The organism is Arthrobacter sp. P1_H7 (assembly GCF_056405215.1).
This window is the reverse complement of the sequence record NZ_JBFUCO010000011.1, coordinates 86,208-112,182: the sequence shown is the minus strand read 5'-3', so window position 1 is coordinate 112,182 and position 25,975 is coordinate 86,208. Positions and strand designations below refer to the sequence as shown.

Sequence of the window (25,975 nt, the reverse complement as noted above, 5' to 3'; positions counted from 1 at the left end):
GCTCCTCAGAGCCTGCCGCACAGCCGGAGTTGCCGGAACGCCGAACGCCGGCCGGCCCAGTAGGCGATGCACGCCACGACGGCGACGACGCCGAGGACTTTCGCCGGGCTGGACAGCTGCTCCGCCGCGATTCCCTTGGCGAGTCTCAGGGCATCCAGGCTGCCGGCCGGCTCAGCCGACGCGGGGACCGGTGCCGGGGTGGGCTCCGACGCGGGGACCGGTGCCGGGGTGGGCTCCGACGCGGGGACCTGAGCCTGGGTGGGCTGCAGGGTGGGTTCCGGGACAGCCGCAGGGGCCGGTCCCGCGGGGGTTTCCGGCGCAGGAGGTGCTGCCTCGGTGAGCATGGCCTGCAGATTTTTCGCGAACAGGGACATCATCTGCTCCGTGACGCTGCCGATCACCCCCTTGCCCATGGCCGCGGCCTTGCCGGACAGTGCGAGATCCGCGCTGACGGAACCCCGTGTGGCCGCGCCGTCTTCGGCGAGCACCAGGGTGACGGTGGCCTCGGCAGTGCCTTGTCCGCGGGTCTCCTGGGCCTTGCCGCCAAGGACCGCACGGTGTTCCGGGGCGTTTCGTTCGATGACGTTCAGCAGGCCCTTGTATTGCATCGTGACCGGGCCGAGCTTTACGGTCATGCCCACTTGGTAGGCGTCATTGGAGAGCTTGTTCAGGATCCTGGCCCCCGGAAGGCAGCCGGCCACCCTTTCAAAGTCCATCAGCGTGTCCCACACCTGGTTTATCGGTGCGACCACCGAGAACGTGCTGTCAATGTGCATGGGCTGGTTCCTTGCCTCTCGCTCGTTCGTGCGTGTCCTGTGATGGCGGGCCGCCACCGCGAATGGCGGCCGCCATCTGCGCCAAGGCCCGGTAGCTGTGGCCGCTGACAAAGGCGTCGCAGTAGGGCAGGGCCGCTGCCATGCCGCCCACGAGGGGCTGGTACTGCGGGGCTGCCTTGCGCGGATTTACCCAGATGATCCGGTAGGCGAGCCGGCGCAGGCGGGCCATCTGCGCCGCGACCTGTTCCGGATCCTCGTAGGCCCAGCCGTCGGAAAACACCACCACGACGGCGCCGCGCGCCAGTCCGCGGCGGCCGTGCTCGTCGACGAAGCGCCGGAGGCAGTCGGCGATCCGGGTTCCGCCGGCCCAGTCCGGCGCGGAGACAGCGGCGCGGGCCAGGGCCCGGTCCGGATCGCGCAGGGCCAGTTGCCGAGTGAGCCTGGTCAGTCTGGTGGAGAAGACGAAGGCTTCGGCCCCGGCCCCGGTCACAGCGCCCTGCAGGAGGGATACGAAGACTCGGGAGTAGGGCTCCATCGATCCCGAGACATCGCAGAGCAGCACCAGTTTGCGGCGCTGTCCGCGCCGTCGGGCATACAGCAGCAGTGGGGCGTCGGTGCCGGACCGCCGGGCTGCGCGCACCGTCGCCCGGACGTCCAGGCTCGCCGTGCTGTGGGCCGACGTGCGCGTGCGGCGGCTCAGGCGCAGCGGCGTCGCGAGCTGCAGCGCCGCTGCCAGCCGCCGTACCTCCGCTACTTCATCGGCGGAAAGCTCGGCGAACGATGTCTCCTGCAGGTGTTCGTCCGCGGAAACCATGGCAAGGACGGCCTCCCGGTCAGTGCGGCCGTCCTCCGCGGAGCCGTCCCGGCCCGGGGAGGCCACGCGCGGCCGCTGCTGCGTGCCGGGGCCCGTGCCGGGCGTCCGGCTGTCTGGCGCTGCGGGCCTGGTCCGCGGGGCCGGTGCGGGCGGCGCCGCTGCCGGGCCGGGCACGCTGCCCGGGTGGGCGGGGGCGGCGTTCCCACCGAACACGGCTGCGAAAACGGCATCAAACACCGGCACCTGTTCGCGCGCGGACACGAGCACCACGCGGCAGGTCCAGTAGAGCTGTTCAAGCCGTGCCGGGGGGATCAGGTGGAGCGCCTCGGCCAGCCGCGCGGCCCGGTCCGGCGAGGTTGCCAGGCCGGCCCGCCGGATTGCCGTGACGAACGCGGCGGACAAGGCGGCCGCCTCGACCCGTGGCGGCACTGCGGGCGCCGCGCTGGTGTTTTCAGCCATCGGTGCCGTCCACGAGCCAGGCCGCGCCGCGGGAGCCGACGAGTTCGAGGTCATCGCGGTTCTTGACGATGGAGCCCCACGTCTGCTCGGTGGTGCCGGCGTCGATCCGCTCCACCCCCAGCACGGCCAGGGCCGAGACCCAGTCGATTGCCTCGGAGATCCCGGGCGGCTTGGCGAGGTCCAGGGTGCGCAGCCGGGTTATCACGGCCGCGGCCTGGAGGGCCAGCGGGCCGCTGCTGGCAGGAACCCGGCGGCGCACGATCTCGGCGATCCGGGCGGGTCCCGGGTAGTCGATCCAGTGGTACAGGCAGCGGCGGGTCAAGGCGTCGTGAAGGTCCCGGGTCCGGTTGGAGGTCAGAATCACGATGGGCGGATGGGTGGCCCGGATCGTGCCCAGTTCCGGGATGGTGACGGCGGATTCGGCCAGCAGTTCAAAGGTGAAGGCCTCGAATTCGGCGTCGGCGCGGTCGATCTCGTCCAGGAGCAGCACGGCAGGCCGCGGGCCGGGATGCTCCAGCGCCTGCAGGAGCGGGCGCCGCAGCAGGTACTGGGAGGCAAACAGGTCAGTTTCCGTGACCTCGGTGTCGCGGACTTCGGCCAGCCGGATGCCGAGCAGCTGGCGCTGGTGGTTCCATTCGTAGAGGGCCTCACCGGCGTCGATTCCCTCGTAGCACTGCAGCCGGTACAGCGGGGTGTCGAGGAGCTCGGCCAGCGCCTTCGCGGCCTCCGTTTTCCCGACCCCCGCCTCACCCTCGAGCAGGATGGGCTGCGGCAGGCGGACGGCCAGGAACAGGGCCGTTGCCAAGCCGACGTCGGCCAGATAGTTGGTCCGGTCCAGCGCGGCCATCAGCGATCCGACATCCGGGACCCGGCGCCGCACGTCCTCTTCCGCACCGGCCCGCGCCGCCGTCGTCATACGGCCCCCTGCAGCCCGGCGAGGAGGCGCCGGTAGTCTTCCTCGGTGTCCACGTCCTGGGGTACGGGGCCGGGCGTACGGACCTCGACGACGTCGTCCGCCCGCTGTTCCAGGAGCTTCCAGACGGCCTTGTCCCCGTGCAGGGCGGCCAGCTCCGGCAGCAGGCGCCGGGCAAACGCCATGGGGTGGCCCACGCCGTCGTCGTAGCGGCACACCGCGATGCCGGCAGCGCCTGCGGGAGTGTGCCGGAGGGCGCCAAGCACTGCCCGGACGCTCGCGGCCCGGACACCGGGCTGGTCCCCGAGCAACAGGACGACGGCGTCGGTCTCCGGATGGAGGGCAGCGAGCGCCGTGGCGATCGAAGACGCGCACCCTTCGCCGAAGTCCGGGTTGAGCACCACATCGCAGCCGCCGGTGTCGACGGTGCGCTCCACCTCGGCCGCAGCGCCACCCAGGGCAAGCACCGTCTGGCCGAAGGCGCAGTCCCGGGCAGCCGCCAGGACGGCATCGAGCAGCACTCCCGCGCCGTAGGGCAGCAGCTGTTTGGGCCGGCCCAGGCGCCGGGAACCGCCCGCGGCCAGGATGATGCCGGCGGTCCGGGGTCCGGGGCTTCCTGCCGCCCGGAACGGGTCAGATCGTAACGGCATAGCGTTCCGGATCTTTGCGGAAGGCGGTCCGGCAGCCGGGCGAGCAGAAGTAGACGGTGACCCCTTCGTGAACCAGATGCAGGGACGATTCGAGGGCCGGGACGGACATGCCGCACACCGGGTCGACCGCGCTCGCCGGCCCTGGCTCCGGTGGCCCCGGCTCGGCCGGCGCTGACGCCGCAAGGGGCGGGCCGGCGCGGCGCGCCCTGGACCGTTCCCCGACCAGCTGGGCCAGGATGGACAGCGCGATCTCCCCGGGCGTCCGGGCGCCGAGCTGCAGCCCGGCCGGTGTGAACACCCGCCGCCGCAGGGCGTCGTCGACGTCGAGGGATTCCAGGACGGCGGCGCCGCGGGTTGCGCTGGCCACGAGGGCAACGTAGGGGACACCCGCCCGCAGGGCCGCTTCCAGCGCACCCTCTTCCGCTTTTCCGTGCGAGGCGACAATCAAGGCCGCGTCATCGCCGCGGGGATCGGCAGATTCGCCGTCCGTGAGTTCGACTTCGAGGCCGACGCCGGAGCCGAGCGTTTCCAGGGCCTGTGCCACCGGCGTCGTGCCCACCACCACGACCCGGGGCGCCGGAATCCGCGGCTGGAGGAAGATCTCGATCGCCCCGCCGCTCAGGCACGGGTTGGTGACCTCGACGGCGCCTTCCTCCGCGGTGCGGGACGGTTCTCCGGGCAGCACCCGTAACAGGAGGGGTTCCTGGGTGGCCAGAACCTGCCGGCTGTACTCGCGCACCGACTCCTCCACGCAGTTTCCACCTACAAAGCCGTGGATCTCTCCGCTGGGCAGCACCAGGGCGGTGTCCCCGGCGTGGGCGCTCGTCGGATGCTGGGCGCGGACGACCGTGGCATGGACGAACGGCTCGCGGCGGCTGGCGAGTTCATCGGCCCTGGCAGCCAGGGACCCTGCGGTGGCGGCCATCAGATCGGCGGCCGGGCCCGGCCCTGCATGGCAGCCCAGACACGGGCCGGTGTGCAGGGCATGTCCATATGTGTGACGCCGAACGGCGCCAGGGCATCGACAACGGCGTTGACGATCGCCGGCGGTGAGCCGACGGTGGCGGACTCGCCGATGCCCTTCGCGCCGATGGGGTGGTGCGGGGACGGGGTGACAGTGAAGCCGGTCTCCCAGTCAGGCACTTCCATTGCGGTGGGGATCAGGTAGTCCATGAAGGAACCGCCCAGGCAGTTGCCGTCGGCGTCGAACTCGATGATCTCCATCAGGGCCATCCCGACGCCGTCGGTCAGCCCGCCGTGCACCTGGCCCTCGATGATCATCGGGTTGATCCGGGTGCCGCAGTCATCCACCGCGATGAAGCGCCGCACCTTGACCTGCCCCGTGCCGGGATCGATGTCGACGACGCAGATGTAGGCGCCGAACGGGAAGGTCAGGTTCGGCGGGTCGTAGGTGACCTCGGCGTCGAGGTTGCCGTCCACGCCCTCTGGCAGCGTCATGGTGCCGTGGGCAGCCATGGCGATCTCAGCGATGGTTTTACCGGCGCTGGGGTCGCCCTTGACGAACCACCGTCCCTTTTCCCACTCGAGGTCCTCGGGGCGGGTCTCCAGCATCGCCCCGGCGATCAGTTTGGCCTTCTCGCGCACCTTCCGTGCAACAAGGGCGACGGCGCCGCCGCTGACCGGCGTCGAACGGCTGCCGTACGTGCCCAACCCGAACGGGGTCTGGTCGGTGTCGCCGTGCACCACCTCGATGTCCTCCGGCGGGATGCCGAGTTCCTCCGCGACGATCTGCGCGAATGTGGTCTCGTGGCCCTGGCCCTGGCTCTGCACCGAGATGCGCACCACGGCCTTGCCCGTGGGGTGCACGCGCAGTTCGGCGCCGTCGGCCATGCCGAGGCCCACGATGTCGAAGTGCTTCCTGGGCCCGGCTCCGACGACCTCCGTGAAGAAGGAGACCCCGATGCCCATGAGTTCCCCGCGTTCGCGTTTTTCGGCCTGCTCGCGGCGGAGGTCCTCGTAGCCGGCGAGCTGCATCGAGAGGCGCATGGCGGCCTCGTAGTTGCCCGAGTCGTAGACCCAGCCGGTCTTGTTGGCATAGGGGAACTGCTCCGGCTTGATGAAGTTCTTGAGCCGCAGCTCCGCGGGGTCCATGTCCAGCTTGCGGGCCAGGATGTCGACCATCCGCTCCACGAGGTAGACGGCCTCGGTGACGCGGAAGGAGCAGGCATACGCGACCCCGCCGGGCGCCTTGTTGGTATAGACGCCGGTGACGGAGCAGTGGGCGGCCTTCAGGTCATAGCTGCCGGTGAAGATGGAGAAGAATCCGGCCGGGTTCTTGGTGGGCTGGGCGGTGGCGTTGAACGCGCCGTGGTCGGCCAGCACATGGGTGCGCAGGGCGAGGATCTTGCCGTCCCTGGTCGCTGCGATTTCGCCCTGCATGATGTAATCCCGGGCGAACGAGGTCGACATCAGGTTCTCGGAGCGGTCCTCCACCCATTTGACCGGCCGGCCGGAGACGATCGAACCGACGACGGCGAGGATGTAGCCGGGATAGATCCCGACCTTGTTGCCGAAACCGCCGCCGATATCGGGGGAGACGATCCGGATCTTGTGCTCGGGGATACCGGCGACGATCGCGAACAGGGTCCTGTGCGCGTGCGGGGCCTGGGTGGTCTCGTAGAGCGTCAGCTTTCCGTTGACGGCGTCGAAATCGGCGACGGCGCCGCACGTCTCCATCGGTGCGGGATGGACCCGCGGATACACGACCTCCTGGCTGACCACAACATCCGCGGTGGCGAACACCGCATCGGTTTCCGCCTTGTCGCCCATCTCCCAATCGAAGATCCGGTTGTCCGTCCGGCCCTCGATCTCATCACGGATCACCGGGGCGTCCGGGTCGAGCGCCTTGCGGGCGTCAACCAGCGGGGGAAGCACATCGTATTCGACGTCGATCAGCTCCAGGGCGTCCCGTGCGGCATAACGGTCCTCGGCCACGACAAACGCGACCTCCTGCCCCTGGAACCGGACCTTGTCGGTCACCAGCACGGCCTGGACATCTGCCGACAGCGTCGGCGCCCACGCGAGCTTCAGGCCCAGCAGGTCCTTGCCGGTGATGACTGCGACCACCTTCGGATGCGCGAGGGCGTTAGTGGTATCGATGGACACCAGCCTGGCGTGCGCCACCGGAGCCCGCAGGATGGCGCCGTGCAGCATCCCCGGCAGCACGATGTCATCCACGTAGTGGCCTTTGCCGCGCACGAAGCGCGGGTCTTCCTTCCGCTGGATACGGCCGTAGCCGATCGGGCGGTCCTCGTCGCCGGCGGCCGGGTTTGACTGCCGGTCATGGATGACGGTCATGCCTTCACCTCCGTGTCTTCTATCTCCGCCGCGACATCCGGGACGGCGGTGTCCGTGCCGTCGAGCACTTCGTCGGTAGCGGGTGCGTCGTCCAGGCCGGGACCGGCAGGGTGGGCGGCTGCCCACTGCACCGAGCGGACGATCGTGGCGTAGCCGGTGCACCGGCAGATCTGCCCGGAAATGGCCTGCCGGATCTCGGTGTCGTCCGGGTGCGGATTTTTATCAAGGAGCGCTCGGGCCGTGAGCATCATGCCCGGGGTGCAGAAGCCGCACTGCAGCCCGTGCTCCTCCATGAAGCCCTGCTGGACGGGGTCGAGCGTGCCGCCGGTGGCCAGTCCCTCGACGGTGCGGATGTCGTGGCCCGCGGCCATGGCGGCCAGGACGGTGCAGGACTTCACGGGCTGCCCGTCCATCAGGACCACGCACGTCCCGCAGTTGCTTGTGTCGCATCCCCAGTGCGTACCGGTGAGGCCCAGGACCTCGCGGATGTAGTGGACCAGGAGCACCCGGGGCTCTATCTCGCTCGTGACGTCGCTGCCATTCACGGTCATGCTGATCTGCATCGGCTTCAGCCTTCCTGCATCTGGGCGGCGCGGGCACAGGCCCGCCGCAGCACCCGTTGGGTGAGCTCATCGGCGAGATGCCGCTTGTAATCGACGGGGCCGCGCTGGTCAGCCACCGGATTGCAGGCCTCCGCTGCCAGCCTGCCCGCCTCCGCGAACAGCTCCTCGTCCGGATGCCTGCCGCGGAGCACCGCGGCAGGCCCGGCCAGGGGGTGGTCAAGGCCCAAGGCGGTGAGCCCGACGGCGGCGTCGTCGACAGTGCCGTCCGCGGTCAGGGTGACGGCGGCACCGGCGGCACCGACTGCCCAGTCTCCGACCCGGCGTTCGACCTTTTCATAGGCGCTGCCCGAGCGGGGGCGGATGCCGAACCTGACTTCGCAGAGCAGTTCATCCTGCCCGACCGCGGTTTCATAGGGGCCGCGGTGGAACTCGGACATGGACAGGATGCGCTGGCCGCCTGGTCCGCGGATCACAGCTTCGGCGCCCAGGACATCACACACCGTGGAGAGGTCCTCGGCCGGGTCTGCTTGGCAGAGCGAGCCGCCAATGGTGCCGCGGTTGCGGACCACGGGGTCGGCGATCACGCGCTCGGCGTCCCGCACGATGGGGAACAGCCCGGCGACCTCGCTCGACTCGAGCAGGGTGGTGTGGCGCGTCAGGGCGCCGACCCTTAGCTTGTTGCCGTCACGGAGGATGAAATCGAGCTCGTAGAGGTCATTGATGTCGATCAGCCATTCGGGCCGGGAGAGGCGGAGCTTCATCATCGGCAGGAGACTATGGCCGCCGGCCACCACCCGTGATTCGGGTCCGTACCGGGCAAGGAGTTCCAGGGCGTTCTCCACCGTAGTGGCGCGCACGTAGTCAAATGGAGCCGGAATCTGCATAGTCCCTACCTCACTCCGAAAGGCCGGCGGCGTGGAGTAGCGGCTGCCTAGCGCCGGATTGAGGTCAGTCTTGCCCCGGCCTGACTGGGCTGTCAATATCGTCATAAGCGAAAGGTTATGAAGCCGTGGCGATGACATTGGGACAGTTGCGGACGTTCGCCCTGGTGGCCAAGCTGGGTTCCCTCCACGCGGCCGCCGTCCAGCTCGGAGTCAGCGAACCGGCAGTATCGACGGCGCTCGCCGCACTCAGGCAGGATCTGGGCGACCCGCTCTTCGTGCGAGCCCACGGCGGGATTGCGCTGACTCCCGGTGGCCGGGCCCTCGCCGAACATGCCCAGGACATCGTGGGACTGGCGGACCGGGCGCGGTGGGAGGTGGCACATGCCCAGACCGAGACCGGGCGGCTGAAAATCGTGGCGACGGCGCCGTTTGCCGAGCACGCGGCCGGACGCCTGCTGGACCTTTTCACCCGCCGGGTTCCCGGGGCCTCCGTCGATGTGGTCGTGGAGGCGGCCGAGGACATTCACTCGCTGATGCGGGAACGCGTCTATGACATCGCTTTGGGGGCCAGGCCCGCCGTCCGCAACGGCTCCCTTCCCAGCGGGACTGGGGACGTCGGCATCGACTCCGTCCCGTTCCTGCGGTACCAGCGGATCGTCGTGGCGGCCGCCGGACATCCGATCGCCGCCCTCCATGGGCCGGTAGCGCTGGCCGAACTGGTGCGCAGACCCTGGTTTGCCGGGCCCGCCGGCATCCAGGCGGCCAGCGAGGAGGGCCGCTGGCTGGCTGCCCAGTCGGTGGCGCCGGAGATCGTCCGGCTGAGCAGCGAAACGGAGGCCCTGGCCGCCGTCAGGGCCGGCGAGGGAACCATGCTGGCGCTGGGGCATATTGTCCGGGCCGAGATCCGCAGTGGCTCCCTGGTCCGTGTGCCGGTAGCCGGAACGCCGATCTCCGGACTCTGGTGGGCCAGTACCCTGGACCGCGGCCGGGCCACCACCATGGCGCGGACCCTCCAACGGTTTGCCGGCACCGCCGACGCCACCGCGGCCATGGTGGCTCCCGGCGGTTCACGCGGGCTGGAGCGGCGGGGATCCAAGTTCCATGTGGCGCTCTGGAGCTGAGGCGCCTGCCGCTGTGCCGGCTGCTGCTGTGCTGCCTGCCGCTGTGTCGCGTTGCGCAACGCCGGGGGCGGGTGCTACCCCTTGAGGGTTAGACGATCCATTCACCCTGCGAGAAGGAGTAGCAATGACGTTGTCCCGAGACGAAGACAGCTCGCTGCGGCATTGGAGCAGCCGGCTGATCCAGGCGCTGCAGATCCTCGACCTGGAAGTCGACCACGAAAAGATCGTCCAGGTGGCAGACGAATCGGTCAAAGCCGTCGGGCCGCATGCGGACGCCATCAGTGCGTTCATCGTGGGCTACGCTGCGGGTACGGCGTCCACCAAGGGCCGCAAGGGCACGCAGGAGGCCGTGCACGCCGCGTCGAACAAAGTCATCGAGCTCTGCGAACATGGCGAGTCGGGCGGTCCTGACGAGAAAGGCTGGGCCAAGAGGGCCCAGTAGCGCCGCGCCGCGACCACCCTGGAAGCACGCCGGACCTGATGCACAGGAATCACGCCATGCACGCGGTCCGCAGCCACTGGACATGCTCCGCCGTGGGGCGCGGGGATGGGCATGTTGGTCTTATGTCCACTCGCCGGGGCCGGGGCGGGGCATGTCCGGTGCGGGCGTGGTTTGGTGCCAGGTGGATGCCCGGGGAATTCCTCGGGAATTTTCCCCAGGTGTTCAGCCACGTGGGCGTGTTGGCCAGCGGACTGCGGCTGCTGAAGGCGCAGCGGAGGGAGACGGATAGCGAGCTCCGCTCTTGAGTGGGTCGGCACTTCTGCAGGATAAGGAACTCCACCTGTCCGTCGAGGATCGACGAAACGCCGCTACGAGCTGGTGCTGGATGCCAGCACGCCCAGGCCGAGCGCGGCGATGATGCCGCTGCTGCCGCGTTCGAGCCAACTGCTCACCCGGGGGCGCTGCAGCCAGGCCATTGCCTTCGCTGCCGCGACCGCCACGGCCGCCAGGTAGAGGAAACCAATAGCGCTTTCGATGGCACCAAGCACCATGGCGGTGTCCAGCGTGTTGCCGCCGTGCGGAATGAACTGCGGCACGACGGCGAGGTAGAACAGGCCGACCTTGGGGTTGAGCAGTGTGGAGAAGGCGCCGGCTCCGAATCCGGTCCTTCGGCTGTAGCTCCGGCGGGGAGCGTACCCGGCCGCCGGGGAGGCTGATGTGCGGCGCGCCCGGATCAGGGACGAGATTCCCAGATACAGCAGGTACAACCCGCCTGCGATCTTTAGCCAGCGGAACACTTCCGCAGAATCCTCCAGCACTGCGGCGAGCCCCACTCCCACCAGCGCAGCCCAGATCAGGGATGCCAATGCCGAGCCCAGCGCCGCCGCCAGGCCGGCCCCGGCACTCTGCAGCGAGATCCGCAGCACCAGGAACGTATCCGGGCCGGGGGTGACGGAAAGCAGGAGGCACAGCCCGGCAAAGGCCAGGAGGGTTACGGCGGTCATGCGCACCATTCTCCGGTCGCTGGCCGCCCGACTGCAATCCGTGGCGATGGTTCGCTGCTGACCGTGCCGTACATGACGCCAGTTGGACCCGGGGGGGCGCGGGCGGATCACCTTGCCCTTGTTCGGTGGAGCCGAGAAATAGGGATTCCGCCCGGCATGCGAGCGCCACGGCCCGCTAGGTTTTGTCGTCCAGTGCTTCACGCACGCGGGTGAGCCATTCGGCGACGAGGGTCTGCACGAGGCTGGGTTGCTCATGGATCAAGGCGTGGCCGGCGCGGTCGAGGACGGCCAACGTGGCGCGAGGGTAGTGCCCGATCAACTCGGAGGGGCCGGTGTGCCCCGCGGTGGCATCCTGTCGCCCGGCCAGGACCAATACCGGATGAGGATAGGCCTTCGCGGCTTCCGGCCGATCCCGCAACTCCCAGTGCGAAAAGATCCGCATCAGGCTCGACTCGTCAACGAGTGATGTTGCGGGAGCCACGTACTCCTGGAACCGGCGCAGCGTTTCAGGGGTCTGCACCACGAAGTAGCTGCGATATGTGGCCCCGAGATCCGAGTCGAGTTCGCCGGTCAGATCTGCCGACGCAACAAGGACTTCGTGCTGAGGGACGTCGCGCGTCTGCGCACCAACCGGGCAGATCAGCGCCAGCCCGACGGCCTGATCAGGTCGCAGATTGGCAATCGCACGGGCCAGGTAGCCACCGTAGGACTGACCCATGACAAGAAACGGTTCATCACCAATGGTGCTGGCGATAAGGCCGAGCAGAAGGTCCACGACGTCGTCATTGCTCGCGATCGCCTCGGGCGCCGGGGTCCGGCCCATCCCGGGCAGGTCCGGATACAGGCGCCGATAGCCAGGCATGCTGGCGAATATCGGTTCAAGGGCACCGGCGATCTCGCGATGATCCACACCGGCCCCGTGGAGTGCGAGAACAGGCGTGCCGCTGCCGTACTCGGCGTAATGCACCGGCACTCCGCTAACGGTGGACTCCATCTCGCTATGGTAAAGCTCGTCGCGACAAACCCCGCCGTCATCGACGGCACCCCCAACCGCCCCAGATAAGGTGCGCTCTGGTGGGAGGATGATCTGATGACGCCAAGTGTGGACGTATTTCTGCGGGGACCCCGGGGTCGCCGTTTGTGTCTCGAGCTGGCGATGCAGCTGGATCCGGAGGTCAAAACTGCGGCCTTCTGGCTGGGTTACGAACTTGATGGTGGACCGGGGACCTCGCGGGTCCTGCTGAACGCTGCTGCCTCCGGGGAGACCGCGACTCCGGCCTTTGCCGTGTCTCCAGAACAGCTGGCTGCCAGACTCGCTGCCCTGGACTTCATCGATCTTGACGGTGAGCTGGTGCAGGCGGCCCTCGAGCGGTCAGTGGACGCTGCACGGTACTGGCAGGCGCCCGATGGAGAGGATGTGCTCGCGGATCTCCCGAGCGTGACGGTGGCCTTGTCGCCCGTCGCGGAACAGGTCATGGCGCTGCCGGACATCCAGTGGTTCTGGCAGCCTCGCCGGGTGGAGCAATGGGCCATCGACTGGCGATCGTCAAACGCCCCGGCACCGCTGACGAAGAATCCGCGCCAAATACTGACCGAGTGGGGCCGAGACGAACGTGCCGGGGAACTGCGGGCCGTGCGCGAACGCCCCGGTGACCCTCGCGCCAACTGGTCAGGAAATTGGTGGTCGGTCCCGCAGGGGCTGCTCCGCACCGTTGGGCAGGTTCCGGCCGCACTCAGCCTCGTGGAAGATTCCCTGGGGTGGGAGCAGTCGACCACGATTCCGGTTCGGGGAGCGGGCCGGACTCTTGAGATCGGCACAGCGGATGACTGGATATCGCTGTGCCGCAGGTTCCCATTTGAGGTCACTGCATCCCGGCGACACGACTGGTTCCGCGTGACCGGACGCCATGGCCGATGGGTCATCCCGGATTGGGAGCAAGTGGCAGGCGAGTGGGACGCCGCGCACCTCTCCGTCCTGGGTTACCTCAACGGCGCGACGCGCCCACTAAGGCTCGACGCCGAAACGGCGACGGTCATCGCCGGATGGGCCCCGGACAGCACGATCTGGCTCACAGATGTCGCGCACGAATCGGATGGCCCGCGGCAGGCATGGCACCGCGCCTCGCACGGCGACCCCTGGACTCGCGCGCCGTAACAGTCGAATATCGACTGGTTTCGGGCGTCACCGCCAGATGGCGGCGAGCAGGTCCGCGAGGGCTCTGCCTTGGCTGTAACCAGCTCGAGCCGCGGGGGGACGCAGCGACAGATCCATCGCGTTGGCGCCGAACATGTGCTCGGAGGTGCTATCCGGGAAGATCGTTTCCACCCTGCTGCCCCCTGCGCGCAATTCCCCGACCTGGGTCGCGAGGTCCATGCCCCACTCCAGCGGCATCCGCGACCTGCCGCCAAACGGTGACAACACGAGCACCCGCCCGCATCCAGCCGCCAGGTCGGCGTTCTCACTGCGTCGATAGCCGCCGTTGATGTACCGGTTCCCGCCGATGCGGTAGCCGTTGCTGGTGCTGGCGGCGACGGCGTCCACCAGATCGATTCCGCTGCGGCGGTCGAACACGACCGGTTCCCCGGTATCCGCATCGACAGCCGTGATCAGCACGGGCTGTTGCGGCCAGTGCTGGCTGGGAAGCCGGGCCGCGACGATGTTGCGCCAGCGCGTCTGGCTAGTACCGTCCGAAGCATCCTTTTCGAGGGCCGCGGCGCCCATCCTGCGACGCATGTCGGACGCATCCTCAGCAGAACCGATAATGCCGTTCGACCACTCCAGGTAGGTCTGCCCCGAGAAATTTGGAGCGCGCCCCCTGTCCTGTCGGGAGTGGCCGGCTTGTGGTTGAGGCACCTCGGCGAGGATGGCGGCATACAGTTCGGCCGGCCGTGTCCCGCTGGTGATCTGGGCAGCCACTGTCGATCCTGCCGACGTCCCGATGATGAGATCGGCCCCGGTTACATCCACCCCGGCATCGGACAGGCCGGCGATGAGACCGAGCTCCCATGCATTGCCTGCCGCTCCGCCGCCAGCAAGAACTAAGGCTCGCTTGTTTGAGATGCCTATCTGGGGTGCGGCGTCGGCCTGTTGGCCGGGAGTGGGCCAATTTCCGGGCTGTGGTGTCCGCGTCACTGCGATGGCATGGGAAGTTGTCGTCGAGCCGATGCGCGGAGTTGAAGACGGTGTTGTGTTCATGGGAGTCGCCTTTCGCGAATTTGCCTGTGGGGCACTCCCGGAAACGACTACTTCAGCCGCGCGACCGTGGACTTCGGGGGAGCGCCCATTACGGATACTGCGTTCATGGGTCTCACCTCCTGAAGATTGATCACGATCACCGGAAAGCTACCACGCTGGCGAGGCAGGGCACAACGGGCCTCAAGCCGCCAGCGCGGGCACCGGTTGAGTCGCCACACGCACAGTCAGGTGCAAGTCTTCCGGGGCATGGGCGCTGTGCTCACCACCCGGCCGTGCCCGGCCCGCCCTTGAAAGGACCAACGATCTGCGTGGTGATCCAACCACCGTAAAAGTCGCCTTCTTGGAAGGTCACCTGCTCGCCGTTGACTTGGCAGGAGTCCATGCGACCCGGGTAGAGGGCTACTCGGGTAGTGAGCGCCTCGAACCCCCGCGTGGGTTCGGGGTAGGTCCACCCGGCACGGGGAACGACGACGCCGCCGGCAACGACGTCGAAGTAGTGCGCTTCTCCCTTGAACTCGCAGAAGGTGGTGCCCTCGACCGGGACGAGTGCACCGGCAGGGAATGAGTCCAATGGCAAGTAGTAGACAGGCGGATGACTCGTCTCCAGGACGCGCACCGCATCGGTGGTATCGGCAATCACCTGCCCGCCAAGCCGCACGATTACCCGTTCGGATCGTGGCTCGACCCTTGGCGGTCGCGGATAGTCCCACACCGATTCTTGGCCGGCCTGGGGTTTGATGGGCTGGGGACGCCGGAAGAAGTCGGAGAAACCGTGAGCAGGAGTCATGTCCCCATGTTGTCATCTTCTGCTGGGATGCCACCGTGAACGCGACACATCCGGGCGATCGCCAAGATGTCGACCGCGAGCCTAGCGAAGAGGATTATCCAGCCGAGACCTAGCTAGCGGGGTCGTATTGGAATGCGCGCAACGGCAGGCGGCCGCGATCTTCGCGGCCCACTCCAAGGCCGCATCGTACGAGGGCAGCTCCAGCACCGAGTAGCCGCCTTGGCGTGGCGTTAGTCGCCGGCGGCTTCGCGGCCGCGGCGCACGATCAGCCGGTCGGGGCTGTGGACCACTGACGTGTCCTTGTCCTCGTAGTCGAACTGGTTGAGGAAGTAGCGCATGGCGTTGATCCGTCCCCGCTTCTTGTCGTTGAACTTGATGGTGATCCACGGCGCATGGTCCGTGTCGGTCCGGAGGAACGTTTCCTCCTTGGCGGCCGTGTACTCCTCCCACCGGTCCAGGGAAGCCAGATCGATGGGTGACAGCTTCCAGCGCCGCACCGGGTCTATCTGCCGGATCGCAAAGCGGGTGCGCTGCTCGTGGCGTGTCACCGAGAACCAGAACTTGGTCAGGTGGATCCCGGAGTCCACCAGCATTCTCTCGAAGAGCGGGGCCTGAACCATGAAGGTGTCGAACTCCTGCTCCGTGCAGAAGCCCATGACCCGCTCCACATTTGCCCGGTTGTACCAGGAGCGGTCGAACATCACGATCTCCCCAGCCGTGGGCAGGTGCTGGATGTAGCGCTGGAAATACCACTGGCCCAGTTCACGGTCAGAGGGTTTACTCAAGGCCACTGCCCGGGCCGATCGGGGATTCAGGTGCTCGGTGAAGCGCTTGATTGTTCCGCCCTTGCCGGCCGCATCCCGGCCCTCGAAGACGATCACGTGCCTGAGCTCCTGGTCCTGGCCCCAGTACTGGAACTTCAGCAGTTCAACCTGCAACCGGTATTTCTCCAGCTCGTACTCCTCGCGGGACATCCGTTCCTCGTAGGGGTAGTCTTCCCGCCACGTCTGCACGGCCGAACCGCCGGGGTGGATGAGTTCCGGATCCTCGCCTTGCCCCCCGCGCACCGTGTACCCCATCTCCACTAGATGGTCGATGGCCTCACGCAGGTTTTCCCGGAGCCAGCCCTGATCCTCGGGTGTCCATGTCCTGTCCGCCGGCGTCATCCCCGGCCTCCTTCCGGCCCCCTCGAACCAACTGCCGGCCTTCCAGCTGCCGGCAACGTTCGATGCTCAACTGCGTACATAGAATGCGACCAGCCTAAGCCGACAGGTGGAGCTCACGATAGGGACGGGCTGGGGGACACTTCGCGCCACCAGTCCGGCCGGCAGGGACTACCTGTCCAGGCATGCCGGTGGTTCGGGTCGATGCCTCGCTTCAGAAGAGCGTGATGCCGGTGAGTTCGGCGAGTTTGTTGGTGAGCTTGTCCTGGAAATCGGAGTCGCTGACCTCCGGGGCCGGCTTCCGTGGCCGGCGGTGGTGCCAGTACATTCCGGAGACCTGAGCGGCGGGGTCACCGCTGACGGCGAGCCAGCCCTGTGTGTCCTGGCCCATGGCGAGGTCGTCGGGGGCGCCGGCGCCTCCCATCTTGGTGGGCACCCAACCGGGGTCAACGGAGTTGCTGAGCACGTTGGTCCAGTGCCGGGCGACGGAAGCGGAGAGCGCGGATACGTAGAGCTTGCTCTCGGAGTAGGCCGCGCTGGCGTTCCAGCTCCGTCGGGTCCAATCGATGTCCTGGAGGTTTGCGCTGGCCGCGTGGTGCATCCCGCTGCTGAGGTAGATCAGGCGGTGGGGCCGCTCGATCAGGGCGGTCAAAATGTAAGGGGCTAGAACGTTGACGGCCAGGGTGCGGGAGTGTCCCTCCGGGGTCGCGACGCGCCCCGGCGAGAGGTAGACGCCGGCGTTATGGATGACGGCGTCCATCCGCCCGTGAGCGTTCACCTGAGCGGCCAGCTCCCGGGTTTCGGAAGCCCTGCTGAGGTCACCGATCACGATGCCGATGCCTTGCCGTGCGAGTTCGTCGACGGCGGCGGCGCGCTCCCTGGAGCGGGCGTGCAGCAGGACCTCGTCGCCGCCGTTCAGGAGCGTCCGGGCGGTGGCGAGGCCGAGTCCGTCGGTCGAGCCGGTGATGAAAATGCGCGCCATGGGGATGGTCCTTTAGGTGGTTCGGGAAGCCGACAGGCTGGCGGGGGATACGAACGACGGCGCCGCTCACCTCGCGAGGTGACGGGCGCCGTCGTCGTCAGATCCCGACGTCGAACCGGCCGGTCGACGGACCGGCGCAGGTCGCCTTCGTCGTCTCGTCCTCGGCGTGAGCCATTCATACCCCTACTGGTTTTAGTCCGGATGCTTCCAGACCGGTCGATCGATGTTGTGCATACAGTACGGCCTGCGCCGGCAACTAGCGGACTGCCTCTTCCGGCTCTTCAGCCACGGGGCTCAGATTCAAACGGGTGGTGACGAGGAGGGAGCCGAGCAGGGATCGGGCGGCCGCGAGCAGGACATTGACCTCCGGGCTGGCCAGTTCATAGAACAACCTGCCCTCCCGGCGCGAGGGCACAATCAGGCGCTGGCGGCGGAGCAGGCTCAAATGTTGGGAGAGGTTCGATGGCTCAAGGCCCGTGTTGTCGCGCAGTCTGCTTACGGCAACTGGTCCGTCGGCGAGCATTTCCAGCAACTGGATCCGGGCAGGGTGACCCATGGCCTTGAACAGTTCTGCCTTCACATCCGTCAGGACCGGACTTGCGGGAAGATCATCCGGCATCGGGACTTCCCTCCTTCACTTTCAAATATTCTGAACCGCGCGTCTGTGCGGACTCCGCCGACAGGAAAACTAGCACGTGCAAGACAGAAAAGTCTGTCTCGCACACTCCTGATTTGGTCAGTCCGCTTACATATCGTAGCGCCGGACCAATGCCGTGTCGTCGCCGCCGCCAGACAGGGTGGTACCTCTTGCGCAGGCGACATGCATAGTTCAGACTTTCATGAATTCATCAATTCGATCCGGCCGGTCCGTGTGACTGGCATCGTTCATCGTTCGGGTGGATTCAGGCTGTTCCCGGTGACAACGGCGTCGCCGGGAGCAATCGGGTCCCGGCTGCCCAGGAGGGTTCTATGACAGGCATGTTCGAACTGTTCACCGATTCCGACACTTCCTACCGATTTCGACTTACTGCCCCGGACGGGACCGTCATGGCCCTCTCCAAGCCCTTTCCCGACCTGCCATCGGCGGTGGCCGGGATCGCGGCAGTTCGGGAGTATGCCGGCATGGGGCTGGTCGCGGAAATTCCCGCACCGCGAGATGACGCGCAGCTCCAGTCCGCGGCCCCAGGCATTCCCGTGCAGCCCGGCGCGCAGAGGCGCGGAGTCCACGAGGCGCACGTAAAGAGCCCGCGCGCCCGGGCGAGGCCGGCCCGGGACGGGGCGCCGAGATCCCTTGAAGGGCCGCCGCGCCTCCGCATCCCGTCCGCAGCGCGCTTCTTGGGCAGTCGTGCTGTGACCCGGAACCAGCAGCTGATCGTGCGGTGGCGGCAGGCACTGGAGACGCGGACCACACAGGTTGGGCTCGGCTCGTGCTGACCGTAACCCGGGGCCGGGCGCCCGCCGACGGGCCGGGCAGGCGGGCCTGGCCATGACGGAGTTGAAAGCGTTGCAGGCTTACTCCAGCGCGCTGGTTGCCGAGGACTGCCTCGCCGGGACCTTTCGCTACGACGTGGTCTCGGGGGAGCTGCAGTGGTCCGAGCAGATTTTCCAGATCCACGGCTACCACCGGGGCGAGGTGGTGCCCACGGTGGGCGTCCTGATGCAGCACGTGCATCCTGAAGACCGGAAGCAGTGCAGGGAAATTTTTGAGGATGTGTGCCGTGGCGGAGGGTTTTTTGCCAGCTACCATCGTCTCTTCGACGCACGCCGGCGCGAACGCCGCGTCCTGACCGCGGGGGAGGGAGTGCCGGACAGTGACGGGAAGGTCTTGTTCGTCGACGGGTTCATCCTGGACCTCACCAGGACAGTTCAACTTGAAACGGACCGGTCCGCCCGCGAGGCTGTCGCCGGAGCCATCGGCACCCGAGGCCTTATCGAACAGGCCAAGGGCATCCTGATGGGAATACTCCATATCGGTTCCGATGACGCCTTCGAACGGCTTTCCGCATACAGCCAGCACCACAACATCAAGTTGGCCCACACGGCGTCGGCGATCGTCCGGCTGGCTAACAGCACGCACGAAGCCGCGACCCTCCGCAGCTTCGTCCAAGCATTGGACGGTCGTTTCTCGCAACGCCGCGACAGCGACCGGGTTCTCCATCCTTAGGGGGAATTGGGGCGCCGGCGGGTCCATGCGCCGGTCCGCGGGCGTCGTGCCGGCGTCGTACGGGCCGGAAACGCCGGGGGGAATCCGGCGGAGACTGATAGCACACTCCGAGGCAGACCGGTCTGTACGCCTCGGTCCGGTGTAAAATTTTTTTATCATGACTGTCAACGACGCCGAGGGTCCTACGCTGCTGCCCGCCACAGCCATGGCCGGACGCGACGAGCCGGTGGACCGTATTCTCGCCACCGCCTACGAGTTGTTCTCCCGCCGCGGCATCCGCGGAGTAGGGGTCAATGAGCTGATCAGCAGTTCAGGGGTCTCCAAGGCAACCTTCTACCGGCACTTTCCGTCCAAGGACGCCCTGGTGCTGGCCTTCCTGGAACTCCGCGACCAGGTGTGGACCGTTGACCTGATCGTGGCCGAGGCCAGCCGGCGGGGCAACACCCCCGAGGAGAGGCTGCTCGCCGTCTTTGACGTGTTCGGGGACTGGTTCCAGCGCGAGGATTTCGAGGCGTGCTCGTTTATCAACGTGCTGCTGGAGATGGGCGCCGGGCACCCGCTGGGCAAGGCGAGTATCGATTACCTCAGCCGTATCCGCGGGCATATCCAGGCCCTGGCCGAGGAGGCCGGGCTGGACCGCCCCGAGGAATTTGCCCGGTCCTGGCACATCCTGATGAAGGGCTCCATCATTTCCGCCACCGAGGGGGACGCGCTGGCCTCTAAGCGCGCCCAGCAGATGGCGCGATGGCTCATTGAGCACCACCGGGGCCTCTAGCCGCTGCACCCTGGGATTCCCCGCCTTCGTTGACGGCGTCTGACCCGGCTCGCGCCCTAGCGTCCTGAGAAGCCGCTCCGAAAACAGCTGCGCCATTCCCAGGCCGCGGCCCCCAGGAGCGGCGATTTGCGATCACTGACCCCTTCGTCCGCTGAGCACTTGCGGCATGCGTTAGCGGCCACTAACGTATTATTTGTGTTGGATGCCTTGGAGATCGCTGCGGAGCCGAACCGTCGACGCCTGCTGCATCTTCTCGCCAGCCGCGAACAGGCGGTCGGGGAGCTGGCCGCCCATTTCACGGTCAGCCGCTCCGCGGTGTCCCAGCACCTGCTGTTGCTGGAACAGGCCGGCCTGGTATCAGCCCGCAAAGAGGGCCGGAACAGGTACTACCGACTCGACCCAGCGGGCATGGGCCGGCTGCGTGAACTTGTCGAACAGTTCTGGACCGACGAACTGGATCTGCTGGCATCGGATGCGGCCGCACTTGCCGCCCAGCGTCACGGGCCTCCGCAACATCACACGCCCAATTCAGATAGTTCGCCTCAAAACAAAGGACCATTCTCATGACGTTCGAGAAAACCATTCACCTGCCCGTCGGCGCCGACGAGGCCTTTGCGCTCATCACCGAGCCGGAACGTCTGCGCCGCTGGCAAACGGTGGCGGCCCGCGTCGACCTTCGCATTGGCGGCGAATACCGATGGACCGTCACTCCCGGCCACCACGCCGCCGGCACGTTCCAAGAGATCGAGCCCGGCAAGCGCATCGTCTTCACCTGGGGCTGGGAGTCCGGAATGGACCTGGCGCCGGGCGCGTCCACAGTGACGATCACGCTGGAGCCCAACGCCGAGGGCACCACACTCCGCCTGGTCCATGCCGGCCTCAACGCCGAACAGGCCGCGGCACATGCCGAAGGCTGGAACCACTATCTGGACCGCCTGATCGCCGAGACCTCCTCCCCGGCCGGCGCCGGTCCGGACGAATGGTCGGCGGCCCCGGACTCGATCGATCACATCAGCTCGGCTGAGGCATCGCTCGCCGTGCTCCTGGGCGTGCTGCGCAAGCTCACCCCGGAGGACCGTGAGAAAGCCACTCCGTGCGAAAATTTCACCGCCCACGAATTGCTGGAGCACCTGGCCGGTTCGCTGAAGCATGTCGGCGGAGCGCTGGGCGCGGACGTGAGCGACGACGCCGGGGCAGGCCCGGAAGTTCGCATCGCCGGACTCGCGCAGGCCACCCTGGAGGCGTTCGGCCGCCGCGGCGTCGAAGGCACCATCGACATGGGCTTCGCCGAGCTGCCCGCGACCGTCGTCGCCGGGATCATCAACCTCGAGCTGCTCGTCCACGCGTGGGACTTCGCGAAGGCCACCGGCCAGGAACTCGTCGTCTCCGACGTCGTCACGGATCACGTTGAGGCCCTGGCCCTGGTGACCATCTCGGATCAGGTCCGCGCCAGCGGCAGCTTCGCCGCTGCCCAGCCGGTCGCGGAGACCGCGAGCAGCCTGGAGCGCCTGATCGCGTTCACCGGCCGGACCGTCACCGTCTGACAGTTGCTTTACGGCAGCGGCGGACACGCCTTTGTTCGACCTGCTGTTCCGCCCGGACAGACCGGTCCGCCCGGACGGCAAGAGCTTCCCCGTCCGCTGCGTCGAAGCGGTCCCGCGACTCCGCTCGGCCTGAAGGACTTGGTTCACATGAGGCACTGACGCGCGCAATGGTGTACGTTGGCTTCCCGTCAGAACTAAACACAGGAATGAGAGTCACCCCCGTGGCAACCGATTACGACGAAGTCCGATCCGACGTCAAGGAGTCGCAGGATAATTCGCTGCAGGCGCTGCAGTCCGCCAACGCCCCGGATGCCCGCAGCGTTGTCCGTGAGCTGGATGAAGCTGACGCTTTTGACGATGCGATCAGCCCCGGCGGGGAAATTGTCGCCGAGGAACTCGTCGTGCAGGTCATCCCGCAGGCGCAGGACGAATTCACCTGCTACTCCTGCTTCCTGGTCCGGCACCGGTCCCAGGTTGCACGCGAAAAGAACGGCCACGCTTACTGCGTCGAGTGTGTTGGCTAGGGCCATGGCCTCCCGCGTGACCGGCGCCGGCGCGGTTTCCCGTGCCGGCGCCGGATAGGGGGGTTCGCATGGTCCACGGCCGGCCCGCTTAGTCCATGCTCCGTCTGAAACGCCTTGCCGTGCTTGGCCTGTTCATATTTTGCGTCATCACCGGGTTCTTGTTTTGGGCCTTCCGATTCTCCGGCGCGGAGACCCGTGTGGCCCTGCCCGCGCCACCGCGGGCGGAGGCGAAACTCGAATCTCTGTCCGCCGGCATCACCTCCGCCATCAACATCACCAGGAGCACGGACGCCGAGTGGCTCAGCCACGCCTCCGCGCAGACCGGCATCCCTGCCCGGGCCCTCCAGGCGTACGTCGCTGCGGCCGGTGCGGCCAACGAAGTCGCTCCGACGTGCGGAATCGGTTGGAATACGGTGGCGGCGGTGGGCTTCGTCGAATCCGGCCACGGAACCTACGGCGGCGGCAGCCTGACCGCCACAGGTCAGGTGAGCGGGCCAATTGTCGGCCCGAGCCTCAACGGCGACGGCTTCGCCGCGATCCCTGATACAGACGCCGGCGCCCTGGACGGCGACGCCAGCTGGGACCACGCCGTCGGACCCATGCAGTTCATTCCCTCTACCTGGCAACTCGCAGGGCGGGACGGGAACGGCGACGGGACAGCCGACCCGTTCAACATCGACGACGCCGCGCTAAGTGCCGCCTCGTACCTCTGCGCCCACGGCGGTGACCTCACCACCGCCGCGGGCTGGGCCGACGCCATCTACTCCTACAACCAGTCTGATCCGTACGTGGACCATGTCCGCGACCGGGCCACTGCCTACGCCGCACAGTCGGGCGCCACAGGCTAAGCCCACGTCGACTTCCGCCGTCGGCTGCGGGGGAACTCCGGACGCTCCGCCGTCGTGCTCGATCACGACGCCGAATCTCTGGAATGACAGCGGTCAGGGCAGAATGGAGGGCATGACCTCTACGACGTTTGCCCTCGTCCGCCATGGCCAGACGGACTGGAATGCGCAGCGCCGGCTGCAGGGAGCCACCGATATTCCACTGAACGACGTCGGCCGCGGTCAGGCGCGCGACGCCGTCGCCGTCCTGTCCGGCTATGAATGGGACGCGATCGTGTCCTCACCGCTGAGCCGTGCCGCGGAAACCGCCGACCTCATCGCCGCAGGGCTTGGGCTCAGCGTGGCCCGGCGCGTGCCGGAACTCACCGAGCGCAACTTCGGACCCGCGGAGGGCCTCCAGGCCGGTCCTGAACTGGAAGCTCTGCGCATCCCCAATGGGTTCCGCGGCGCAGAAAGCGAGGACGAGGCCGCCGGCCGCGGGCTGGCCGCGCTGGAGGCACTGGCCGAGGAGTTCCGCGGCCGCCGCGTCCTGGCCGTCGCCCACGGCACGCTCCTGCGCGTGAGTCTCAGCCGCGCCGTCGGCCGCACCCTGGAAAGCATCGACAACGCCGTGCTCAACCTGGCCCACCACCATGCCGTCGACGGCTGGCAGCTCGAGTACTTCAACGGCGAGCGGGTCATGGCTGCCGTTTAGGGCTGCGGCTTTAGGCTGCAGCGTGTGGTCAGTGCCGCGCGCGGTCGAACCGCCGTCGTATGCTGAATCGCACAAGCAACGGACAGGAGGCTGAGGTGGCCCAGACGACGGAAACCGGGACGACGGAAACCGGGACGACGGTGGCCGAGGTGATGGCCGGCCTGGCCGACCTCGAGGACCCGAGGATCCGCGAGGTAAACGTCAAGCATGGCGACGACCACGGGGTGAACCTTGGCAAGCTGCGGGCGTTTGCCAAGCGGCTGAAGACCCAGCAGGAGCTGGCGCGTGAGCTGTGGGGGACCGGTGATACCGCGGCGCGGCTTCTGGCGCTCCTGATCTGCCGCCCGAAGGCGTTTGATCGTGATGAGTTGGACGTCATGTTGCGCCAGGCGGACACTCCCAAGGTGCAGGACTGGCTCGTCAACTATGTGGTGAAGAAAACCCCGCATGCCGAGGAGCTGCGCGTGGCCTGGTTCGCCGATCCGGACCCGGTGGTCGCAAGTGCCGGGTGGGCGCTGACCACCGACCGCGTGGCGAAGAAGCCGGAGGGCCTCTGCCTGCCAGGACTGCTCGACACCATCGAGGCGCAGATGAAGTACGCCCCGGACCGCTTGCAGTGGGCGATGAACCACTGCCTGGCCCAGATCGGGATTGAGCACCCCGCACACCGCGCCCGCGCCATCGGCATCGGCGAGCGCCTGGAGGTGCTCAAGGATTACCCGACGCCCCCGAACTGCACCTCGCCGTTCGCGCCGATCTGGATCACCGAGATGGTGAAACGACAGGACGCCACAGCGGCGGCAGAGTAAGGGCTGTTGACCCGAATTCAGCCGCCACATAAACCTGCGCGTCATCGGTGACACCATAAACGCTTGACGTGACACCACCGTGGTGTCACTATGGTGGCATGGAACTCGGACAATACGTCAACGATCTACAGCGGCAGTTAGTCGATGCCGCGGAGAACGGCACGGAGGACACCCGCGCCGTCGCCGAGCGGCTCGCCGCCGGTCTGGACGCCGCGACCCGGCTCGTGCTCCTCGACGTTCTGTCGGCCGCAGTCGGCGAGATCACCCGCGACCTCGCACCCGGATCGGTTGACATGCGGCTGCGCGGACGCGACGTCGAGTTCGTGGTGACCCAGCCGAACACGGAATCTGACAGCGACGAGCGGCCCGCCGCACCGCTCGACCTCGACGACGCGAGCACCTCCCGCACGACGCTCCGCCTGCCGGATGCCCTCAAGACGCGGGTGGACGAGGCCGCGGCTGCTGACGGCCTGTCCGTCAACACCTGGCTGGTCCGTGCAGTTGCAGCCGCCCTGCAGCCCAAGCAACGACGATCCGCGCAGCGCACGCTGCGCACCGGCGACAACTTCGCCGGCTGGGCCCGCTAGCCAGATAGCCCGCTAGCCCGCTCACCCCACCACCCACCAACCACGCGGACCCGCGGGGTCGATCAAACACACCCAAAAGGAAGGCGCCAGCATGCCCACCTACGACACCCCCACCCCCATCGACCTCGCCATCAAACTGCAGGTCGGCGCGATCGAAATCATCGCCACTGACCGCGACGACACGGTCGTGACCGTCTCGCCGACCAACCCCGCGAAGGCGGTCGACCGCCGGGGCGCGGAAGAGACCAGGGTCGACGTCGACGGCCAGCGGCTCATCATCACCGGCCCACGGCCCCGCATCAGCTGGATCGGACCAACCGAGTCGGTCGATGTGAAGGTCGAGCTGCCGGCCGGGTCGCGGCTCACCGCCGAAATCGGGGTCGGCGGCGTGCGCACCGTCGGACGCCTCGGCGCAACCCGGATCAAGAGTTCGATGGGCCGCGTGGATCTCGACTCCACCGGCGACCTGTGGCTGCGCGCCTCGCACGGCAACGCCACCCTGGGCACCGCCGAGGGCGGGATCGAGATCACGGCCGACCACGGTCAGATCCGGATCGGCAAGGTCACCGGCGACGCGATCCTCAAGGCCTCGCACGGCACCATCCTGATCGGCGAGTCCGGCGGCGACCTTGAAGCGAAGCTCTCCTACGGCGACCTCGAGATCACGAAGGCACTCGGCTCCGTCGCGGCGAAGACCGCCTACGGCAGCATCCAGCTCGCAGAGGTTTCGAGTGGTTCCATCCAGGTCGAGAGCGGCTTCGGCCAGGTCACCATCGGCGTGCGGCCCGGCGTTCCCGCCTGGCTCGACCTGTCCTCAAAGGAGGGGCACGTCCGCAACCAGCTCGACAGCGACCGTGCTCCCGGCGCGTCCGAACAGACCGTCGCAGTGCGTGCCCGCACCCAGCACGGTGACATCAGCATCCAGCGCGCCCACTGACTCCGGGCCACCAACAGAAGGGAA

At 67.6% G+C, this 25,975-nt stretch carries 29 protein-coding genes; 14 read left to right on the top strand and 15 right to left on the bottom strand.

Translation table 11 applies throughout. The features are described 5' to 3' along the window. Positions 1 to 5: 5 nt before the first annotated feature. From AC1DXI_RS12760 to AC1DXI_RS12725, 8 genes are read right to left on the bottom strand one after another with little or no spacing between them, the layout of a single operon-like run. Positions 6 to 776, bottom strand: a complete 771-nt coding sequence (locus AC1DXI_RS12760; protein WP_476938933.1) for an SRPBCC family protein — start codon at positions 774 to 776, stop codon at positions 6 to 8. Beyond that, positions 766 to 2,049, bottom strand: a complete 1,284-nt coding sequence (locus AC1DXI_RS12755; protein WP_476938932.1) for a vWA domain-containing protein — start codon at positions 2,047 to 2,049, stop codon at positions 766 to 768. The genes AC1DXI_RS12760 and AC1DXI_RS12755 overlap by 11 nt, the downstream gene beginning before the upstream one ends. Next, a complete protein-coding gene (locus tag AC1DXI_RS12750) occupies positions 2,042 to 2,965 on the bottom strand; it encodes an AAA family ATPase (RefSeq protein ID WP_018772814.1) in 924 nt (307 codons plus the stop codon). The genes AC1DXI_RS12755 and AC1DXI_RS12750 overlap by 8 nt, the downstream gene beginning before the upstream one ends. After that, entirely contained in the window at positions 2,962 to 3,612 is a 651-nt protein-coding gene (locus AC1DXI_RS12745; RefSeq protein ID WP_476938931.1) for a nucleotidyltransferase family protein, read from the bottom strand. Before AC1DXI_RS12745 ends, AC1DXI_RS12750 begins: the two co-directional genes overlap by 4 nt. Then, entirely contained in the window at positions 3,596 to 4,537 is a 942-nt protein-coding gene (locus AC1DXI_RS12740; RefSeq protein ID WP_476938930.1) for an XdhC family protein, read from the bottom strand. Before AC1DXI_RS12740 ends, AC1DXI_RS12745 begins: the two co-directional genes overlap by 17 nt. Further along, complete coding sequence (locus AC1DXI_RS12735) at positions 4,537 to 6,930, bottom strand: aerobic carbon-monoxide dehydrogenase large subunit (RefSeq protein ID WP_476938929.1); 2,394 nt, start codon at positions 6,928 to 6,930, stop codon at positions 4,537 to 4,539. The genes AC1DXI_RS12740 and AC1DXI_RS12735 overlap by 1 nt, the downstream gene beginning before the upstream one ends. Then, positions 6,927 to 7,493 carry a (2Fe-2S)-binding protein gene (locus AC1DXI_RS12730; RefSeq protein ID WP_476938928.1) on the bottom strand — a complete coding sequence of 189 codons (567 nt, stop codon included), beginning with the start codon at positions 7,491 to 7,493 and terminating at the stop codon, positions 6,927 to 6,929. The genes AC1DXI_RS12735 and AC1DXI_RS12730 overlap by 4 nt, the downstream gene beginning before the upstream one ends. Positions 7,494 to 7,498: 5 nt before the next feature. Further along, positions 7,499 to 8,377, bottom strand: coding sequence for an FAD binding domain-containing protein (locus AC1DXI_RS12725; protein WP_476938927.1), 879 nt, complete (start codon positions 8,375 to 8,377; stop codon positions 7,499 to 7,501). Between the two features lie 131 nt (positions 8,378 to 8,508). Here AC1DXI_RS12725 and AC1DXI_RS12720 point away from each other — a divergent pair, with 131 nt between their 5' ends. Together AC1DXI_RS12720 and AC1DXI_RS12715 are read left to right on the top strand one after the other, a co-directional pair. Further along, entirely contained in the window at positions 8,509 to 9,498 is a 990-nt protein-coding gene (locus tag AC1DXI_RS12720) for a LysR family transcriptional regulator (RefSeq protein ID WP_476939031.1), read from the top strand. Between the two features lie 124 nt (positions 9,499 to 9,622). Continuing rightward, on the top strand, positions 9,623 to 9,940 hold the full coding sequence (locus tag AC1DXI_RS12715) for a DUF6457 domain-containing protein (RefSeq protein WP_018772821.1): 318 nt from the start codon (positions 9,623 to 9,625) through the stop codon (positions 9,938 to 9,940). A gap of 368 nt (positions 9,941 to 10,308) precedes the next feature. On the opposite strand, the gene AC1DXI_RS12710 is transcribed toward AC1DXI_RS12715, so the two are convergent. Then, a complete protein-coding gene (locus AC1DXI_RS12710) occupies positions 10,309 to 10,944 on the bottom strand; it encodes a LysE family translocator (protein ID WP_026536665.1) in 636 nt (211 codons plus the stop codon). A 175-nt stretch (positions 10,945 to 11,119) separates the two neighbouring features. Further along, positions 11,120 to 11,938, bottom strand: coding sequence for an alpha/beta fold hydrolase (locus tag AC1DXI_RS12705; RefSeq protein ID WP_476938926.1), 819 nt, complete (start codon positions 11,936 to 11,938; stop codon positions 11,120 to 11,122). 162 nt (positions 11,939 to 12,100) lie between these two features. Here AC1DXI_RS12705 and AC1DXI_RS12700 point away from each other — a divergent pair, with 162 nt between their 5' ends. Beyond that, on the top strand, positions 12,101 to 13,099 hold the full coding sequence (locus AC1DXI_RS12700; RefSeq protein WP_476938925.1) for a hypothetical protein: 999 nt from the start codon (positions 12,101 to 12,103) through the stop codon (positions 13,097 to 13,099). 27 nt (positions 13,100 to 13,126) lie between these two features. Here AC1DXI_RS12700 and AC1DXI_RS12695 read toward each other — a convergent pair whose 3' ends face one another. The 5 genes from AC1DXI_RS12695 to AC1DXI_RS12675 all read right to left on the bottom strand — a co-directional run bounded on the left by AC1DXI_RS12695 (position 13,127) and on the right by AC1DXI_RS12675 (position 17,691). Then, positions 13,127 to 14,140 carry a patatin-like phospholipase family protein gene (locus tag AC1DXI_RS12695; RefSeq protein ID WP_476938924.1) on the bottom strand — a complete coding sequence of 338 codons (1,014 nt, stop codon included), beginning with the start codon at positions 14,138 to 14,140 and terminating at the stop codon, positions 13,127 to 13,129. A 259-nt stretch (positions 14,141 to 14,399) separates the two neighbouring features. Then, a complete protein-coding gene (locus AC1DXI_RS12690; protein ID WP_476938923.1) occupies positions 14,400 to 14,927 on the bottom strand; it encodes a DUF427 domain-containing protein in 528 nt (175 codons plus the stop codon). A 230-nt stretch (positions 14,928 to 15,157) separates the two neighbouring features. Then, on the bottom strand, positions 15,158 to 16,093 hold the full coding sequence (gene ppk2, locus AC1DXI_RS12685) for a polyphosphate kinase 2 (RefSeq protein ID WP_018772827.1): 936 nt from the start codon (positions 16,091 to 16,093) through the stop codon (positions 15,158 to 15,160). 211 nt (positions 16,094 to 16,304) lie between these two features. Further along, a complete protein-coding gene (locus AC1DXI_RS12680; protein WP_476938922.1) occupies positions 16,305 to 17,072 on the bottom strand; it encodes an SDR family NAD(P)-dependent oxidoreductase in 768 nt (255 codons plus the stop codon). Positions 17,073 to 17,328: 256 nt separating this feature from the next. Then, positions 17,329 to 17,691: an ArsR/SmtB family transcription factor gene (locus AC1DXI_RS12675; protein WP_476938921.1), complete on the bottom strand. Its 363-nt coding sequence runs from the start codon at positions 17,689 to 17,691 to the stop codon at positions 17,329 to 17,331. A gap of 350 nt (positions 17,692 to 18,041) precedes the next feature. Between AC1DXI_RS12675 and AC1DXI_RS12670 the strand changes: the two genes are divergently transcribed. From AC1DXI_RS12670 to AC1DXI_RS12620, 11 genes are all read left to right on the top strand, one after another. Further along, positions 18,042 to 18,506: a YegP family protein gene (locus AC1DXI_RS12670; RefSeq protein ID WP_476938920.1), complete on the top strand. Its 465-nt coding sequence runs from the start codon at positions 18,042 to 18,044 to the stop codon at positions 18,504 to 18,506. Between the two features lie 52 nt (positions 18,507 to 18,558). Next, complete coding sequence (locus AC1DXI_RS12665; RefSeq protein ID WP_476938919.1) at positions 18,559 to 19,236, top strand: PAS and ANTAR domain-containing protein; 678 nt, start codon at positions 18,559 to 18,561, stop codon at positions 19,234 to 19,236. Between the two features lie 157 nt (positions 19,237 to 19,393). Beyond that, positions 19,394 to 20,011 carry a TetR/AcrR family transcriptional regulator gene (locus tag AC1DXI_RS12660; protein ID WP_476938918.1) on the top strand — a complete coding sequence of 206 codons (618 nt, stop codon included), beginning with the start codon at positions 19,394 to 19,396 and terminating at the stop codon, positions 20,009 to 20,011. A gap of 207 nt (positions 20,012 to 20,218) precedes the next feature. Then, a complete protein-coding gene (locus tag AC1DXI_RS12655) occupies positions 20,219 to 20,578 on the top strand; it encodes an ArsR/SmtB family transcription factor (protein WP_476938917.1) in 360 nt (119 codons plus the stop codon). Continuing rightward, the gene (locus AC1DXI_RS12650) at positions 20,575 to 21,555 is read left to right on the top strand and encodes a TIGR03086 family metal-binding protein (protein ID WP_476938916.1); all 981 of its coding nucleotides are present in this window, start codon (positions 20,575 to 20,577) and stop codon (positions 21,553 to 21,555) included. The genes AC1DXI_RS12655 and AC1DXI_RS12650 overlap by 4 nt, the downstream gene beginning before the upstream one ends. A gap of 221 nt (positions 21,556 to 21,776) precedes the next feature. Further along, entirely contained in the window at positions 21,777 to 22,079 is a 303-nt protein-coding gene (locus tag AC1DXI_RS12645) for a DUF4193 domain-containing protein (protein WP_028276296.1), read from the top strand. Between the two features lie 95 nt (positions 22,080 to 22,174). After that, positions 22,175 to 22,927: a lytic transglycosylase domain-containing protein gene (locus AC1DXI_RS12640; RefSeq protein ID WP_476938915.1), complete on the top strand. Its 753-nt coding sequence runs from the start codon at positions 22,175 to 22,177 to the stop codon at positions 22,925 to 22,927. A 112-nt stretch (positions 22,928 to 23,039) separates the two neighbouring features. Further along, a complete protein-coding gene (locus AC1DXI_RS12635; RefSeq protein WP_476938914.1) occupies positions 23,040 to 23,618 on the top strand; it encodes a histidine phosphatase family protein in 579 nt (192 codons plus the stop codon). Positions 23,619 to 23,770: 152 nt separating this feature from the next. Next, positions 23,771 to 24,427, top strand: a complete 657-nt coding sequence (locus AC1DXI_RS12630; RefSeq protein ID WP_476939030.1) for a DNA alkylation repair protein — start codon at positions 23,771 to 23,773, stop codon at positions 24,425 to 24,427. A gap of 98 nt (positions 24,428 to 24,525) precedes the next feature. Further along, complete coding sequence (locus tag AC1DXI_RS12625; protein WP_018772840.1) at positions 24,526 to 25,014, top strand: hypothetical protein; 489 nt, start codon at positions 24,526 to 24,528, stop codon at positions 25,012 to 25,014. A gap of 91 nt (positions 25,015 to 25,105) precedes the next feature. Then, complete coding sequence (locus AC1DXI_RS12620) at positions 25,106 to 25,951, top strand: DUF4097 family beta strand repeat-containing protein (protein WP_476938913.1); 846 nt, start codon at positions 25,106 to 25,108, stop codon at positions 25,949 to 25,951. The last annotated feature ends 24 nt before the right edge of the window (positions 25,952 to 25,975 follow it).